We start from the raw sequence: 14,879 nt of genomic DNA, 5'->3' as shown, positions 1-14,879 counted from the left end.
TCATGTCAAGCGTCGCGCGTGAGATTATCTTAAAGCGTGGATTTTCATTGAAAGTTTCGATTTTGGAAGCCCGCCAAAAACCGAGTTCAGCGCCGATCCGGTCTGGCTGTCAGGCGAACGCTGCGAACGATAAGTGCGACCTATTGATCCGCCGTCACAAATCCGTAGTCCTGCAACTGCTCTGGCAGCAGCACGTAAATCTCATCCGGCGGTGTCGTCAGCGCGTGTTGCATCACCAGCGGGTCGATCCCCATCGCATCGAGATAGACCATCACCTCACCCTGTCCGCGCTGAATATCTTCGACCGCCACAAAGGCGGGCAGCAGGCTGCTTTCCCCGAAATAGTGCTGGTGCACGCCGACGGAGGCGGTCTCGTCTATCTCCCGCTCCACCCCGGCGGCCAGCAGGTAGGGACAGGCGGAATAACACACATCCTGCCCGCGCAGGGCGGTGTTGATGCCGGCCTCCCGCACATGGCGCCCCAGATCGAGCGCATCGGTCACCGACCCTCCCGGCGATTGCAGGAGCAGCGTCTCGACTGCTGGCGTGGCCTGCTCCAATTGCGAGATGATGCGCGCGGCGTCGCCGGCGTCGATGGCGCCTTCCAGACGATACACGCCGCCATCCACAGCTGTCAGTGTCAGACGGTCGGGCAGGGGGCCGGACGGGCCGGGGCCGGTGCGCCCGGGGTTGAAATCGCGCCGCTGATCGCCCGGACGCACCGGTTCGGTCAGCGCAGGTGCGGAGGGGCCAAAGCTGGGCATGCGCAGCCCGCCCTGCACATCGCCCAGAACCAGAAAGGCACCGATGAAAAGCTGAAAGATCAGCACGCCGCGGAGGACGCGCCCGACGACGGGGCCGGTCATGCGCCTTTGCCCGGAAGCTGTTTCACCTCCGCCGGTGGTTTCTTCGGTGCTTTGTCGTCCGCTTCCGGCATGGCCTGCATGGCCACCTCCACATCACGGATGGCTGACAGGGCCGCGCGCAACTCGGCAAGCGTCATTGTGTCCTCGACAGCAGACCCTTCGCGTCCTTGCCGGATCGCAGCCCGCGTGATGGCGAGGATGAAGACCAGCACGGCGGGCAAGAGATCAATTGCAATGGCCCCGGCCCAGGAGGGGACGAAATTGCCGGCATAAAGGATCACCGCGTCAGCGCTGGAAATCGGGGTGTAGGTCACGTCCGGCGGGGTCTGCAGCGCCTGCACGGCCTGCGCGGCGGTCTCCAGGGTCTCGGCCCGCTGGGCGAGCACTTCCAGCACCGAGGTGATCGTGGCCGCCTGATCGCCGCGCGTCTCCTCTGTCCGGCCATCGAGTTCCGGCAGCACGACAGAGGCGGCGAGATCCTGCGCCGCGCGCTCCACCAGAGGTGCGACAGAGAGCTGACGCATCTGCGAGATGAGGCCTGCCAGTCGGACCGCTTGTTCGGAAAACTCAACAGAACGCGCCGCCACCGCGCCCGGTTCGACGGTCAGCGCGCGCATCCGGCTGAGGATCATGTTGCCCTCGTCAAAGGCTGCATCGACCAACGGGGTCTGGCTGGCGATCTGCGCCTCAAGGGCGGCCAGTTCCGCCGATTTCTGGCGTAGCACACGAAACACCGCGCCGCGCCCGGCGAGGCCAGAGAGGTTGCCCGTCGCCTCTAATTCGCTGAGATCCTCGAAGCTTTGACGCACGCGGGCCACGTCCCGCTCCAGCCCTTGTGCGGTCAGCGCGACCTCGTGGGTCTCCTCCAGCGCGTCCTGATAGCTTTGCACCGTCTCGGCCAGGTGTTGCTCCACTGCCGCTGACCCGGCCAAGGCCGCTGCGTTCAGCCAGCTTGACATCGCCACGATGGCGAGGGAGCCAAGGCCCATTGTCGCCAGCAGCCCGATCCGCGCGCCCGCCGTGCGCACGGCGGGAAAAAGACGCAACATGTAGGACCAGAAAACGAAGATACCAACCGAGACGGCGACCGAATAGGCGATGGCCGCGAAGATCGACATCGCGCCGTTCTCATCCAGCAGCGACGACACACCCAGATAGGTGTAGATGCCAGACGCCACCGCCAGCACGCCAAGGGCCGTGCCCGAGAAGGTGTCGAGCCAACCCAGATGGTCCTCAAGCTCGCGCGCGTAGCGCACGCCGCGGGCCTCGGCTTGGGTGAGTTCGTGATCGGACATGAGCGCTTCCTCGAAAAGAACAGGGGTTAATCTAGGGGCTTGCGGCAGTCAGACAAAGCAGGCTTGATTTTGTTCACGTAATGTTCATACCTTTGTGTATGACCGACATGCGGCCGATCCAGAACCTGACCGAGATGATGCCGGGCCAAGTGCTTGCGCGGGGCGTCGCGCGACACCTGGCCAGCCATGCCTATGCATCGGTCGAAGAATTCTGCCCGGCGCGGGGTCTGCGCGTGGATGTGATGGGGCTGGGCCCGAAGGGCGAGATCTGGGTGATCGAATGCAAATCTTCGCGCGCCGACTATCAGTCAGACGGGAAATGGCAGGGCTATCTGGAATGGTGCGACCGCTATTTCTGGGCGGTTGATCAGGATTTTCCGACCGATCTGTTGCCCGAGGGCACCGGACTGATGATCGCGGACGCCTACGATGCCGAGATCATCCGCATGGCGCCCGAAGACAAGCTGGCGCCCGCGCGCCGCAAAGCCGTGATCCAGAAATTCGCCACCCACGCCGCGCGGCGACTGCAAAGCCTGCGCGACCCGGGTTGCCTTACGTTCTGAGCGCTTGCGCGGCCTTGGCGGCGGCGCGGATTTCCTCGGCGATTTCCTCTGCTTCCTCAGGATCGAAATCCATTGGGATTTCAACGCCCCGCGCCTCGACATAGATGCGTACCATGCCCTTGTCGGTGGGGCCGATCTGCAAGTTGGCCTCGATATCGCTTTCGCTGTTGATGCCCATGGCGCCGCTCCTCTGACAAGGCCTGCGTGCTAGCGTGCAGAGGCTTGAAAAGCAAGACGCGCTGCGTCTTGATGTGCGTATGAACGACGTCCAGATCCGCCCCTTCACCGCCGCCGATACCGATTGGCTGGTTGACCAACACGGGCTCTATTACGCCCGCGACGAGGGGTTTGACGACACGTTCGGCCCCCTTGTGGCCTCGATCCTTGCCGAGTTCAACGCTGACCACGATCCCATGCGGGAGCGTGGCTGGATCGCCGAAGGGCATGGGCAAAGGCTGGGCAGCATCTCTTGCGTGGCGCTGAGCGAGACCACCGCGAAACTCCGCCTCTTTCTACTGATGCCGGAGGCGCGGGGCAAGGGGCTGGGCAAACGGCTCTTGGCCACCTGCATGGAGTTCGCGCGCGATACCGGCTACCGCGACATGCAGCTCTGGACCCATGAGAGCCACGAGGCCGCCTGTGCGCTCTACCGCGCCACGGGATGGGAGTTGGTCTCCTCCAAACCCGTGCATTCCTTTGGCTGCGATCTCGTGGAACAAAGCTGGCGGATTGACCTTTAATCCGCTTGCATTCACGATAGCTGTTGGCTACATCGCCGTGCAGTGCCGCCTTAGCTCAGTTGGTTAGAGCGCTGGATTGTGGATCCAGAGGTCCCCTGTTCAAGCCAGGGAGGCGGTACCATCCAACTCAATCCGCTTCGATTTCAATGGTTTGGCGCAACGCGCCCGAGCTTTGGCTGAAGATCAGGATGCGATTGTCATCGGTCACCACTGCATACCATCCAGCCCCGCGGGTAAACGCGGTCGGTGTCGTGCCGTCAGGCAGCGTGATCGTGTCGGGCAGAGGCGCCTGCACCTTCGGGAAGCGGGTGACAAGCAGGGTGATGACAATTACAAGCCCCGCAATCATCACCGCCGTCAGGACCGTCACCAGAAGGCGCAGAAAGCGCAGGTTGGCCGGTTCGGGCGGGGTGTCGGAAGGATCAGTCATGGGCGAGACCCGCGTTACATTCACCATCGCGGCCGATCCGCCGCCGCGCCTTGATAAGGCGCTTTCGCGTGATGTGCCAGACGAGGCGGCGCTGTCGCGCACGCGTCTGGCCCGGTTGATCGAGGCCGGTGCGGTGACAGTGGACGGCGCGGTCATCCGGGATCCAAAGGCCCGCGTGACCGAGGGGGCCGCGGTGTCGGTCACGATAGAGGCGTCCGAAGACAGCCACATCGCGCCGGAACCCATCCCGCTCGACATCCGGTACGAGGATGACGACCTGATCGTGGTGAACAAGCCGGCAGGAATGGTCGTGCACCCCGCGCCTGGCTCACCCTCAGGCACGTTGGTCAACGCGCTGCTGCATCACTTCGGCGACGATCTTTCTGGCGTTGGCGGTGTAAAGCGCCCCGGCATCGTTCACCGGATCGACAAGGACACCAGCGGTCTGCTCGTGGTGGCCAAGTCCGATGCAGCACATCACGGGCTCGCCGCGCAATTCGCCAAACACAGCGTCGAGCGCGCCTACGAGGCGTTGGTTTACGGGGTGCCCGACGCAAACGATCCGCGCCTGCGGGGGATCCGGGGCACGCATTTCGAACCCGGAAACGTCCTTCGCATCACCACGCAGTTGGCCCGGCACAAAACCGACCGGCAGCGTCAGGCCGTTCTCTTCGAAGGCGGGCGTCACGCCGTAACCCGCGTGCGCACCGTCGAGCGGTTCGGCACACCGTCGGTGATCGCGCGCGTGACCTGCTGGCTTGAAACCGGTCGGACCCATCAGATTCGGGTTCACATGGCGCATGTCGGGCATGGATTGGTCGGGGATCCCGTTTATGGCGGACGTCGGTCGCTGGCTGCGCGTGCCCTTTCTGAACCCGCAAGAGCGGCCGTGCGCGAATTCCCCCGGCAAGCGCTCCATGCGGCTGTTTTGGGGTTCGAACACCCTTCAAAAAGCGAAATGTTGCGGTTTGAATCCGATATGTCGCAAGATATGGCTGATCTTTGCACGGTTCTTCGGCAAAAACTGTCATGAACAGCACATGCGCGTGAGCGCAGTGTCGCAAATCTTCTACAGGACGGACGTCCGCCCCACTTTACAATTTGTTAAACCTGTATGCTCTTGAATAGGTATATTCTCGACTTATCTGGTATGTTAAACCCGTAAACATTGGGAGGGACAGAACCATGGCCAATTATGCAAACCTGCCAGCACCGACGCCCGAAGGTGGTCTGAACCGCTATATGCAGGAAATTCGCAAGTTTCCCCTGCTTGAGCCAGAGGAAGAATACATGCTGGCCAAGGCCTGGGTCGAGAAAGAGGACACAGGCGCGGCCCACAAGATGGTCACAAGCCACCTGCGCCTCGCGGCGAAGATCGCGATGGGGTATCGCGGCTATGGCCTGCCCCAGGCCGAGGTGATTTCCGAAGCCAATGTTGGTCTGATGCAGGCCGTGAAGCGGTTTGATCCTGAAAAAGGGTTCCGTCTAGCGACCTATGCCATGTGGTGGATCCGGGCCTCGATCCAGGAATATATCCTGCGCTCGTGGAGCCTTGTGAAACTCGGAACGACCTCGGCCCAGAAAAAGCTGTTCTTCAACCTGCGCAAGGCCAAGGCCAAGATCGGCGCGCTGGAAGAGGGCGACATGCATCCCGACAACGTCAAGCAGATTGCGACCGATCTGGGCGTGACCGAGGATGAGGTGATCAGCATGAACCGGCGCCTGTCGGGCGGCGATGCCTCGCTGAACGCCACCGTAGGCACCGAAGGCGACAGTGCCATGCAATGGCAGGACTGGCTGGAGGACGAAGACGCCGACCAGGCCGCCGATTACGAGGCGCGCGACGAGATGGATGCGCGCCGTGAATTGCTGGCCGAAGCGCTGGACGTGCTTAACGATCGCGAGAAAGATATTCTGACCCAGCGCCGGCTGGCCGAGCAGGCCGTCACGCTGGAAGAGCTAAGCGGCCAGTACAATGTGAGCCGCGAACGCATCCGGCAGATCGAGGTTCGCGCCTTCGAGAAGCTGCAGAAGAAGATGCGCGACCTGGCGCGGGAGAAAGGTATGCTCGCAACAGCCTGATCCAAACCCAGGACCCTCGGGCCCCCGCATGTTCTGCCATGCGGGGGTTTTGGTTTTCAGGGATCCTGATCAGCGCGCAGGCGTCGATTGAGCACTGCAGATAGACCTTTGAGCCGGTCGCTTTTGCGATCCTCCGCGCTCCCGGCGGTTAGCGAAGGGTTTGGCGCAGCACCCGGATCATATTCTCGCCCATGACCTTGCGGATCCGCGCGTCGGTCAGACCGGCCTCCATCAGGGCGTGGGTGAGCGCGGCGATCTCGGATGTGTCAAAGGCTGTGGTGACCGAGCCGTCGAAATCGGAGCCGAGAGAGACGTGGTCTTCGCCCAAAGCGTCGATGGCGGCGACGATCATCGTGGCGATCCCCGCAGGGTCGATCTGGTCGCAGGCGACCTCGGCCCAATAGCCGATGCCGATCACCCCCCCGGTCGCCGCGATCTCCCGCATCAAGTCGTCGGTGAAATTACGATTGACCGGGCAATGGCCATGCAGGCCGGTATGGCTGACCACCAGGGGCATGTCTGTCATTGCCACCACGTCGCGGGCCACCTGCGGGCTGGAATGCGCGAGATCCAGGATCAACCCGCGCGCCTCCACCTCTGCCACGACGGCGCGGCCAAAGTCGGTCAGCCCATGCCCGCCTTCGCCATGAAGCGAACCGCCCAGTTCGTTGTCAAAGAAGTGCTGGAGACCGACAAGCCGGTAGCCTTCGTCGATGAGCCGGTCGAGATTGGCAAGGTCACCTTCCAGCGGATGGGCGCCCTCGATCCCCAGAATGCCGCCGACCGTCTGGGCACCCGCCGCGCGCGCCTCCAGCAGCGCGTCAAGATCGGCGCGGCTGCGGATGATTTTCAGCATCTCCGGCGCGCGGGCCTCGTAGCGGTGCAGACGCTCGGCCTGGTAAACGGCACGCTCCAGCAGGCTGCCCCAGGTGCGGATCGGCCAAAGCTGCCCGATGGCCAGAGGCGTGATGTTGTCGAACGCCTCGGCAGAGTTCTCGTCGTAATTCTGACCCGCCGGACTTTTGGTGACTGCAGTGAAAACCTGCAGCGCCACGTTGCCCTCGATCAGACGCGGCAGGTCGACATGGCCGTAATCGCCGCGTTTGGTCAGATCGCGGTTCCAGAGCAGGCTGTCGGCGTGCCAGTCGCCCACGGTGAGCGTGTCGTGCAGCGCCTGCGCATCTTGCGAGACCGGGTAGGGGTCATGCAGGACGACTGCGTTGCGCTGCCGCTCAAGATAGCCGGGAGCAAAATAGAGAAAGGCCGCAACAATCAGCGCCAGCAGAAGCAGAAAACGTCCAAGCCATTTGCCGAATGTGCGCATGATCGCCTCCCCACGTGCCGAGCCTATGCTAGTCGGCGTGGGCGGAGGCGCAATGCCTATGTCGCGCCAAGGCGCATCCGCATGACGTGTTGAGGTCCGGCCTGCCCATGCGGATAGACTTGGCCCGTGTCGCGAAATCCGCCCTTGCGGTAGCAGGCAATCGCGGGCGGGTTGATCATATTTACGGTCAATACAATGGCGGGCGCCTTGGGGTAGTGCCGGGGCAGGTAGGCGGGCAGGGCGGCCACGGCTGCGGTCGCGTATCCCTTGCCCTGCTGACTGAGGTCGATCAGGAAGGCGCGCAGGCCCAACTCGCCCCGCTTGGCAAAGCCCATCCGCTTGTGAAACCGTCGGTCGATCTTGAAGAACCCCACCGCATGGTCATCTGCAAAGACGCCGTGGAAGTCCACGTCGGCTTCGTCCGCCTCGAACGCTTCTCGCACGGTGCCTGAAAACCGCACCTGATCGGGCGCGACAATGATGTGGGAGACGCGTGGCAGATCGTTGCGCGAAAGGGGGGTGAGAGTGATCGGGTGCGGGGTGAATTGCATACAAGCGGTCAAGAAATGGCGCGTTCCGGAATGCGGTGGCACATCTGCCGGTCTGTTCCGTCATCGTAATAGAACCGGTCGGATCCGTCGTACGTGATCGTCGCCGGCGCGATATCAAGGTCAAATACCTTGTCTTTCATGCTCTCTGCGAGCGGTGTGTCAGTGTGATCGTTTCCGCTGAGGGTCAGCCGCAAGATCTCCAGAGACATATAGTCCGTCTGCAAGGTTGAGTTCTCCAAGACCCACGTTCCGGTCGCACGGGCTGCAAGACTGATCGGAGCGTCCCAGAATTGATACTCTGTCGTGACTTCGGTCCGAAGAGAGCCATCCGGCAGATAGGTGACGGTTTCTGCGTTGGAGATGAAATCCGGGTCGGTTGATGCAATCAGCTCGCAGCGCCATGTGCCGACGAGGCTTTCGGCGCTGCAGATCTGAGCGGACAGCATCAAGGCCATGACCCAGAGGAGCGTTTTCACCCCTCCATCGCCTCCAACTCGTCGATGAAGCCGGAGATCATGCTGAGACCCTTGTCCCAGAATTGCGGGTCGGAGGCGTCGAGGCCGAAGGGGGCCAGAAGCTCTTTGTGGTGTTTGGAGCCACCGGCCTTGAGCATCTCGAAATACTTGTCCTCGAATCCGGCATCCCCCTCGGCGTAGACCGAGTAGAGCGCGTTCACCAGTCCGTCGCCGAAGGCATAGGCATAGACGTAGAAGGGCGAGTGGACGAAGTGGGGGATGTAGGCCCAGAAGGTCTCGTACCCGTCCATGTATTCGAAGGCGGGACCGAGGCTTTCGCCCTGAACGCTCATCCAGATGCCGTTGATGTCGTCGGGCGTCAGTTCGCCGCCCCGGCGGGCATCGTGGAGTTTGCACTCGAAGTCGTAGAACGCGATCTGGCGGACGACCGTGTTGATCATATCCTCGACCTTGCCGGCCAGCAGCACCTTGCGCTGGGCGTCGGTTTCGGCGGCGTCCAGCATCTTGCGGAAGGTCAGCATCTCGCCGAAGACGCTTGCTGTTTCGGCCAGCGTGAGCGGCGTGGACGACAGCATCTCGCCCTGGCCTGCCGCCAGAACCTGATGGACGCCGTGGCCCAGCTCATGCGCCAGCGTCATCACGTCGCGCGGTTTGCCGAGGTAGTTGAGCATCACGTAAGGGTGCACGTTGGTCACGGTGGGATGCGCGAAGGCGCCTGGCGCCTTGCCGGGTTTGACGGCGGCGTCGATCCAGCCCTTGTTGAAGAAGGGCTGGGCCAATTCGCCCATGCGCGGGTCGAAGGCATTGTAGGCGTCCATCACCGTGCGCTCAGCCTCGGCCCAGTCGACGATGCGAGGGTCCTCCAAGGGCAGGGGCGCGTTGCGATCCCAGACCTGCATCTTGTCGAGGCCCAGCCATTTGCGCTTGAGCTCGTAGTAGCGGTGGCTCAGCTTGGGGTAGGCGGCAACGACGGCGCTGCGCAGGGCTTCGACCACTTCGGGTTCGACCTGATTGCTCAGGTGCCGCCCAGTCTGGGGCGTGGGCATGCCGCGCCAGCGGTCGATGATCTCTTTCTCCTTGGCTTGCGTGTTGTGGACGCGGGCAAAGGTCTTGATGTTGGCCTCGAAAACCTGCGCCAACTCGCGCGCGGCGGCTTCGCGCTTGGTGCGGTCGGGGTCGGTGAGGAAGTTCAGCGTGCCTTCGATGTTCAGCGTCTCGCCGTTCACGTCAAAGCTGAGCCCGGCGATGGTCTCGTCAAAGAGCCGCTCCCACGCGTCGCCGACAACGCCGAGGTCGTGGAGGAATTTCTCCAACTCGTCGGAGAGTTGATAGGGCTTCATCGCGCGGATGCGGTCGAAAACGGGTTTGTAGCGGGCCAGATCGGCGTTTTCGTCCAGAAGGGCGGAGAGGTGGTCGTCCTCCAGCCGGTTCAGTTCCAGCGTGAAGAAGACCAGCGGCGTGGTGTAGTTCGTGATCTTCTCCTGCGCGTCGGACATGAACTTCGCCCGGCCCGCATCGGTCGTCACCTGGTAATAGCGCAATCCGGCAAAGGACATGATGCGGCCCGCGACCTGATTGATCTTTTCGTTGCGCAAGACGCAGTCGAGGAGGCCCTTGGCGTCGAGATCGGCCAGTTTCCCCTCGTAGTCCTTCGCGAAGCTGGCGCATGCCTCCTCCAGCCAGTCAAGGTCACGCTTCAACTCTGCCGCATCCTCGCCGGTATAGAGGTCATCGAGGTTCCATTCCGGCAAATCGCCGAGGTTCTTGTCACCTCCTGCAGCGTTGGCATCGCGGACGGGGAAGGGCAGGTGGAGCATGGTGGGACCTCTTTATGACGTCCCAGACACTTAGGGCGCGGGGGCGGGCATCACAAGCGGTTTGCGGGCCGGGTCTCAGCAGGGCCGGGCGCGCAGGTCGGAGCGGCGCAGCACGAGGGGGTTGTCGAGCGGGTCTTGGAGCCGCTCCAGCGGGTCGCGACGGAGGGGGAGGCGGTCGGTCCAGGTGACGGTTTCGGTGCCGCGCAGGTGGCGAAAGATGCGGTCTTCTCCGCCGGCCTCGAACGAGAGTTGATAGGCGGGGATGTCGCTGCGAAAGGTCTGGCAGATGCGCTGGGGCGTGACCGGGGCCATCGCCATCGTATCGGGGGCCATGTTGGTGAGGTCGACGATATGGCCCGATTTGACCGCAACGCCGCGCACTTCGAAGGTGAGCGGTTCGGCCAGATCGAAGATATGCGTGCGGTCGCCGGGGCCGAAAAGTACGTCTTCGCCCAGCCATGTCGCGCCGCTGGCAAAGCGCAGGGTGAAGGTGCCGGGCGGGACGAGGACGCGGAAGAACCGGCCCCCTTCGATGAAGGCGGCGAGGGCGGGCGCGTCGGTGTCGGGATCACGCAGGGTGAGATAGTAATTACGTCCGGGCGGGGATTTCACCTGCAGGGGGAAGACGGCGGGCAGGCCGGTGCGGTTCCACATCAGGCCAGTGCGCGGGTTCTCTTCGGCGCTGGCGGCATCGCTCAGCAGGCTGCCGAGGGCGAGAGCCAATGCCGTGAGATATGCCGTGAGGCGTGTCATGCCGATCCTGCTTGGTCCGCGTTCAACAGGGACATGGGGGCTTTCCGGCGCGGCGCAATGGCGTCAACCGTAGACACGCAGCATCTCCTTGAGATCGTCGAGCGAATTGGCCTCCTGCACGGGCTTGTCCTCGCGCCAGCGCGACATGCGGGGGAAGCGCAAGGCCACGCCGGATTTGTGGCGGGGGCTTTCGTGGATGCCTTCGAAGGCGATTTCGAACACATGTTCGGGGGTGACCTGCCGGACGGGGCCAAAGCGTTGCAGGGTGTTCTTGCGGACCCAGGAGGTGATCTTACGAAACTCGGCGTCGGTCAGGCCGGAATAGGCCTTGGTGAAGGGGACCAGATCGTTGCCCTGCCAGACGGCGAAGGTGAAATCGGTAAAGAGGTTTGCGCGGCGACCATGGCCCTGCTGAGCGTAGATCATCACCGCGTCTATGGTGAGCGGGTCGAGCTTCCATTTCCACCAATCGCCCTTCTTTCGGCCGGACAGATAGGGGCTGTCCGCGCGTTTCAGCATCAGCCCTTCGGCCTTGGCGTCCCGCGCGGTTTCGCGGATGGCCGCGAGGGCGCCCCAGTCATCGAAGGCGAGTTGCGGGGAGAGGTGGACGGGCGCGTCGGCGGGCAGATCGCCCAACATGCCTTCGAGCCGCGCGCGGCGCTCGGCGAAGGGGCGGTCACGCTGGTCGGTGCCGTCCGCTTCCAAGAGATCATAGGCGAGTAACGCCACGGGCGCTTCGGTGAGCAGTTTTTTGGGCACGGTCTTGCGCCCGATCCGCTTTTGAAGGGCGTTGAACGGCAGGGGGGCTGTGCCGTCCCAGGCGGCGATCTCTCCGTCGATCACGGTGCCGTTGGGCAGGAAATCGCGGGCGCGGGCGAGTTCGGGGAAGCGGTCGGTCATTAGCTCTTCTCCCCGCGACCAGACGAAATGCTGGTTGTCGCGCAGGATAAGCTGGCCACGGATGCCGTCCCATTTCCACTCGGCCCGCCAATCCTGAGGCGCGCCAAGGCTGTCGGGCGGGTCCTCCAGCCCGTAGGCGAGGTAGAAGGGATAGGGGCGCGAGGCGTCGGCGCCGGCATCCTCGGCCTCGATTAGGCTGTGGAAGGTGACGTCATCGGGCGTCCAGTTGCCCATCAGGCGGTGGGCGAGTTCAGCCTCCGGCTTGTCAGTGGCCTGAGCGAGGGCGCGGGTCATCAGTTTCTGGCTGATCCCGATGCGGAACCCGCCGGTGATCAGCTTGTTGAAGAGGAACCGGTCCACGGTGTCGAGTTGATCCCAGGCGGCAAGGACCTCTTTCTGACGCTCCTCATCAGAAAGATGAGAAAGGCCGCGTAACTGCATGATCCAATGCGTTAAACCTAGATCACTTTCGCTCGATGGCGGAGGCAGGAAGAGCGCTATGGTCTCGGCCAGATCGCCCACGATAGGATAGGCTTCCTCAAAGAGCCAGAGGGGATAGCCTGCCCGCTCTGCCGCCCATTCGCGCAGCCTGGTCGTGGTGACCGCCCGTTTGGGGCGACGGCCGGAGAACAGCGCGATGGTCCAGAGCTTGTCGTCATCGGGCGCGGTGCGGAAGTAATCGGCCAGCGCCGCAACCTTGACGTTGGTCTTGGTGCTTTGGTCGATCCGGGTGAAAAGGGCGGCGAAGTCCTTCATCAGGCGGCCTGTTCGTCGAGGCTTTCGCCTTCGTATTCGGTCGGCACCACGGCGGCATTGTAGCCCTGATCATTCAACCAGCGTGTGAAGATGTCAGTGTAACCGTGCGTGACATATATGTTTTCCGCGCCTGTCTCGCGGATGGCCCGGTTCAGCCCGTCCCAATCGGCGTGGTCGGAGATGACAAAGCCCCGGTCGGCAGCCCTGCGGCGCCGGACGCCGCGCAATTGCATCCATCCGCTTGCAAAGGCCGACGACCGCGTGCCGAAGCGCCGCGCCCATGTGCCCGACAGCGCCGAGGGTGGTGCCAGGACCAGCGCGCCGGGGTGATCAGCGGCCTTGGTCTCCGGCGTGACATGCACGGTGTCGGGCAGGACGACCCCCTGAGCACGCAGGACAGCATTGGTGTTCTCGATGGCGCCATGGGTCAGGATCGGGCCGATCCCGGCGTCCAGCATCGACAAAAGGCGCTGGGCCTTGCCGAGGGCATAGGCGCCGAGGATCGGGGTCTTGCCGTCTGCGATACTGCTGCGCCACCAGTTGTTCAGCGCCTCTGACACCTCTGCCTGCGGAGCCCAGCGGAAGACGGGTAGGCCAAAGGTGCTTTCGGTGATGAAGCTGTGGCAGCGGACGGGTTCGAACGGGGTGGAAAGTCCGTCGTCGATCATCTTGTAATCGCCCGAGGCGACCCAGACCTCGCCCGCCACCTCGACCCGGATCTGGGCAGAGCCCGGCACGTGGCCTGCGGGGTGAAACGAGACGGTCGCGCCGCCGATGGTGCGGGCTTCGCCGTAGGGGATGGTTTCCAGCGTGATCTCGCCCAGCCGGTGGCGCATCACGGGGGCGGCAGCATCGGTGCAGAGATAGCGGGCGTGGCCGGGCCGCGCGTGATCGGCATGGCCATGCGTAATCAGCGCGCGGTCCACCGGGCGCCAGGGGTCGATGTAGAAATCACCGGCGGGGCAATAGATGCCGCGGGATGTGAAGGTGAGGACCGGATCGCGTGTCATGGGAGCGAGCATAGCGCGGCCGCGCCCCGGCGCCAGCCCGGTGGATCAGGCGCTTTGGGCGCGGCTGCGGTCGCTTTCGGCGCTCACGAACAGGTCTTCGAGCATGTCGAATACCTCGCCCCGCTTCTCGGGCGTCTCCATCAGGACCTCGTGATTGGCGTCTTCCAGCAGGTGGAAGCGCCCGTCCGGCCAGGCATTCATCCGATCGCGCATCTTGTCGACATCCACGATGATCTCGCCGCTGCCCGCGATGGTCAGGGCCGGGATACCGGGCGCCGGGCGCTTGCCGAGGATCTGGCATTCGCGCAGCGCTTCCCCCACCCATGTCACGCTGGGCCCGCCCAGAGCCAGGTCGGGATAGGCGGTGATCTGCCGGCGCATCAGCGCATACATCTCGGGGTCGGTCGTGAGCATGTTGCCCTCGAACTCCTCCGCCATGACATAGTTTTCATAGCGTGTGGTGGGCGGCAGGCGGTGGCCCTGATTGGCCCAACCGCTGGCGTAATAAAGCCCCCACGCGATGGGCCGCAAGAGACCCGCGATGCGGATGCCCCACATCGGACCGGTGAAGGCGCAGCTTTTGACGGGCAGACCGTCCATAACGGCCCGCAGGCCGATGGCGCCGCCCATGGAATGGCCCAGCACGTGAAAGGGCTTGGGCACATTCAGCACTTCCGCTGCGTCCAGGAAGGCGGCAACGTCGTGCTGGTAGTCGTGAAACTTGCCCACATGACCCACACGGCGGTCGGGCAGAAGACGGTCGGCAATTCCCTGGCCGCGCCAGTCGATGGCCATCATCGCATAGCCGCGCCTGGCCATTTCGGCGGCCATCATGCCATATTTTTCAACGTATTCCGTGCGCCCGGGGAACAGGAAAAGCGTCCCCCGCGCGTCTTTGAGCGGCCAATAGGCGACCCGCACCCGAACGCCGTCGGTGGTGGTCAGCCAATACGCCGCGCCGGACCCCGGCCCCTCGGCCACGTCGGCATGAAAAGGGGCCGCGGTCAAAGCCATTACGCCAGCACCGATGCCAGTTTCATGGCCACGCCCATGTCGCCGTCCACGCTGAGCTTGCCGCTCATGAAGGCCGCCGTGGGGTTCAGATCTCCGTCGAGGATCGACCGGAAGGTGTCGGCATCCGCGCTCATCGTCACGTCGGCGGGATCGTCAGACACGCGGGCGCCTTCGCCATCCATGACAATGCTGCCTTCGCCTTCGATGTCGAACTTGGCGGTGCTGTCGAAACCGGCCGTCTCCAGTTTGGAGTTCAGCTCGGTCACGGCCTGGCTCAGAATGTCGCTCATGAATACCCTCTC

The 14,879-nt window shown here is 63.5% G+C and carries 17 protein-coding genes and 1 tRNA gene; 5 read left to right on the top strand and 13 right to left on the bottom strand.

Going from position 1 to position 14,879, the window contains the following annotated elements; all coding sequences use genetic code 11:
• Positions 1-140: 140 nt before the first annotated feature.
• Both CFI11_RS14590 and CFI11_RS14585 read right to left on the bottom strand, forming a co-directional pair.
• The gene (locus CFI11_RS14590; RefSeq protein WP_130407180.1) at positions 141-866 is read right to left on the bottom strand and encodes a hypothetical protein; all 726 of its coding nucleotides are present in this window, start codon (positions 864-866) and stop codon (positions 141-143) included.
• Positions 863-2,161 (bottom strand): hypothetical protein, encoded by a 1,299-nt coding sequence (locus tag CFI11_RS14585; protein ID WP_130407178.1) that lies wholly within the window; start codon positions 2,159-2,161, stop codon positions 863-865. Before CFI11_RS14585 ends, CFI11_RS14590 begins: the two co-directional genes overlap by 4 nt.
• A gap of 98 nt (positions 2,162-2,259) precedes the next feature.
• On the opposite strand from CFI11_RS14585, the gene CFI11_RS14580 reads away from it, so the two are divergent.
• On the top strand, positions 2,260-2,724 hold the full coding sequence (locus tag CFI11_RS14580) for an MmcB family DNA repair protein (RefSeq protein WP_254448924.1): 465 nt from the start codon (positions 2,260-2,262) through the stop codon (positions 2,722-2,724).
• Here CFI11_RS14580 and CFI11_RS14575 read toward each other — a convergent pair.
• Positions 2,714-2,902, bottom strand: coding sequence for a DUF6324 family protein (locus tag CFI11_RS14575; protein WP_130407176.1), 189 nt, complete (start codon positions 2,900-2,902; stop codon positions 2,714-2,716). The two genes, CFI11_RS14580 and CFI11_RS14575, sit on opposite strands and share 11 nt — an antisense overlap.
• 79 nt (positions 2,903-2,981) lie before the next feature.
• Here CFI11_RS14575 and CFI11_RS14570 point away from each other — a divergent pair, with 79 nt between their 5' ends.
• Both CFI11_RS14570 and CFI11_RS14565 read left to right on the top strand, forming a co-directional pair.
• Complete coding sequence (locus CFI11_RS14570; RefSeq protein ID WP_130407174.1) at positions 2,982-3,464, top strand: GNAT family N-acetyltransferase; 483 nt, start codon at positions 2,982-2,984, stop codon at positions 3,462-3,464.
• Positions 3,465-3,508: 44 nt separating this feature from the next.
• Positions 3,509-3,585: transfer RNA gene (locus tag CFI11_RS14565), tRNA-His, on the top strand.
• A gap of 6 nt (positions 3,586-3,591) precedes the next feature.
• On the opposite strand, the gene CFI11_RS14560 is transcribed toward CFI11_RS14565, so the two are convergent.
• Positions 3,592-3,894 carry a DUF6476 family protein gene (locus tag CFI11_RS14560; RefSeq protein ID WP_130407172.1) on the bottom strand — a complete coding sequence of 101 codons (303 nt, stop codon included), beginning with the start codon at positions 3,892-3,894 and terminating at the stop codon, positions 3,592-3,594.
• Here CFI11_RS14560 and CFI11_RS14555 point away from each other — a divergent pair.
• Both CFI11_RS14555 and rpoH read left to right on the top strand, forming a co-directional pair.
• Positions 3,893-4,927, top strand: coding sequence for an RluA family pseudouridine synthase (locus CFI11_RS14555; RefSeq protein WP_130407170.1), 1,035 nt, complete (start codon positions 3,893-3,895; stop codon positions 4,925-4,927). The two genes, CFI11_RS14560 and CFI11_RS14555, sit on opposite strands and share 2 nt — an antisense overlap.
• Before the next feature lie 152 nt (positions 4,928-5,079).
• Positions 5,080-5,976 (top strand): RNA polymerase sigma factor RpoH, encoded by an 897-nt coding sequence (gene rpoH, locus CFI11_RS14550; RefSeq protein WP_130407168.1) that lies wholly within the window; start codon positions 5,080-5,082, stop codon positions 5,974-5,976.
• A gap of 148 nt (positions 5,977-6,124) precedes the next feature.
• Here rpoH and CFI11_RS14545 read toward each other — a convergent pair whose 3' ends face one another.
• The 9 genes from CFI11_RS14545 to CFI11_RS14505 all read right to left on the bottom strand — a co-directional run bounded on the left by CFI11_RS14545 (position 6,125) and on the right by CFI11_RS14505 (position 14,867).
• Positions 6,125-7,300: a dipeptidase gene (locus CFI11_RS14545; RefSeq protein WP_130407166.1), complete on the bottom strand. Its 1,176-nt coding sequence runs from the start codon at positions 7,298-7,300 to the stop codon at positions 6,125-6,127.
• 56 nt (positions 7,301-7,356) lie between these two features.
• Entirely contained in the window at positions 7,357-7,851 is a 495-nt protein-coding gene (locus CFI11_RS14540) for a GNAT family N-acetyltransferase (protein ID WP_130407164.1), read from the bottom strand.
• Positions 7,852-7,859: 8 nt separating this feature from the next.
• Positions 7,860-8,327: a hypothetical protein gene (locus CFI11_RS14535; protein ID WP_130407162.1), complete on the bottom strand. Its 468-nt coding sequence runs from the start codon at positions 8,325-8,327 to the stop codon at positions 7,860-7,862.
• On the bottom strand, positions 8,324-10,144 hold the full coding sequence (locus tag CFI11_RS14530) for a M3 family oligoendopeptidase (RefSeq protein WP_130407161.1): 1,821 nt from the start codon (positions 10,142-10,144) through the stop codon (positions 8,324-8,326). The genes CFI11_RS14535 and CFI11_RS14530 overlap by 4 nt, the downstream gene beginning before the upstream one ends.
• 75 nt (positions 10,145-10,219) lie before the next feature.
• Positions 10,220-10,897 carry a hypothetical protein gene (locus tag CFI11_RS14525; RefSeq protein ID WP_130407159.1) on the bottom strand — a complete coding sequence of 226 codons (678 nt, stop codon included), beginning with the start codon at positions 10,895-10,897 and terminating at the stop codon, positions 10,220-10,222.
• 63 nt (positions 10,898-10,960) lie between these two features.
• Entirely contained in the window at positions 10,961-12,553 is a 1,593-nt protein-coding gene (locus CFI11_RS14520) for an ATP-dependent DNA ligase (protein ID WP_130407157.1), read from the bottom strand.
• Positions 12,553-13,563, bottom strand: coding sequence for a ligase-associated DNA damage response exonuclease (locus CFI11_RS14515; protein WP_130407155.1), 1,011 nt, complete (start codon positions 13,561-13,563; stop codon positions 12,553-12,555). Before CFI11_RS14515 ends, CFI11_RS14520 begins: the two co-directional genes overlap by 1 nt.
• A 45-nt stretch (positions 13,564-13,608) precedes the next feature.
• A complete protein-coding gene (locus tag CFI11_RS14510) occupies positions 13,609-14,577 on the bottom strand; it encodes an alpha/beta hydrolase (protein ID WP_174843509.1) in 969 nt (322 codons plus the stop codon).
• Entirely contained in the window at positions 14,577-14,867 is a 291-nt protein-coding gene (locus CFI11_RS14505) for an SCP2 sterol-binding domain-containing protein (RefSeq protein WP_130407151.1), read from the bottom strand. Before CFI11_RS14505 ends, CFI11_RS14510 begins: the two co-directional genes overlap by 1 nt.
• Positions 14,868-14,879 lie beyond the last annotated feature (12 nt).

This window comes from Thalassococcus sp. S3 (assembly GCF_004216475.1).
In the GTDB taxonomy this organism is placed as follows: domain Bacteria; phylum Pseudomonadota; class Alphaproteobacteria; order Rhodobacterales; family Rhodobacteraceae.
This window is presented reverse-complemented; position numbering and strand designations above follow the sequence as displayed.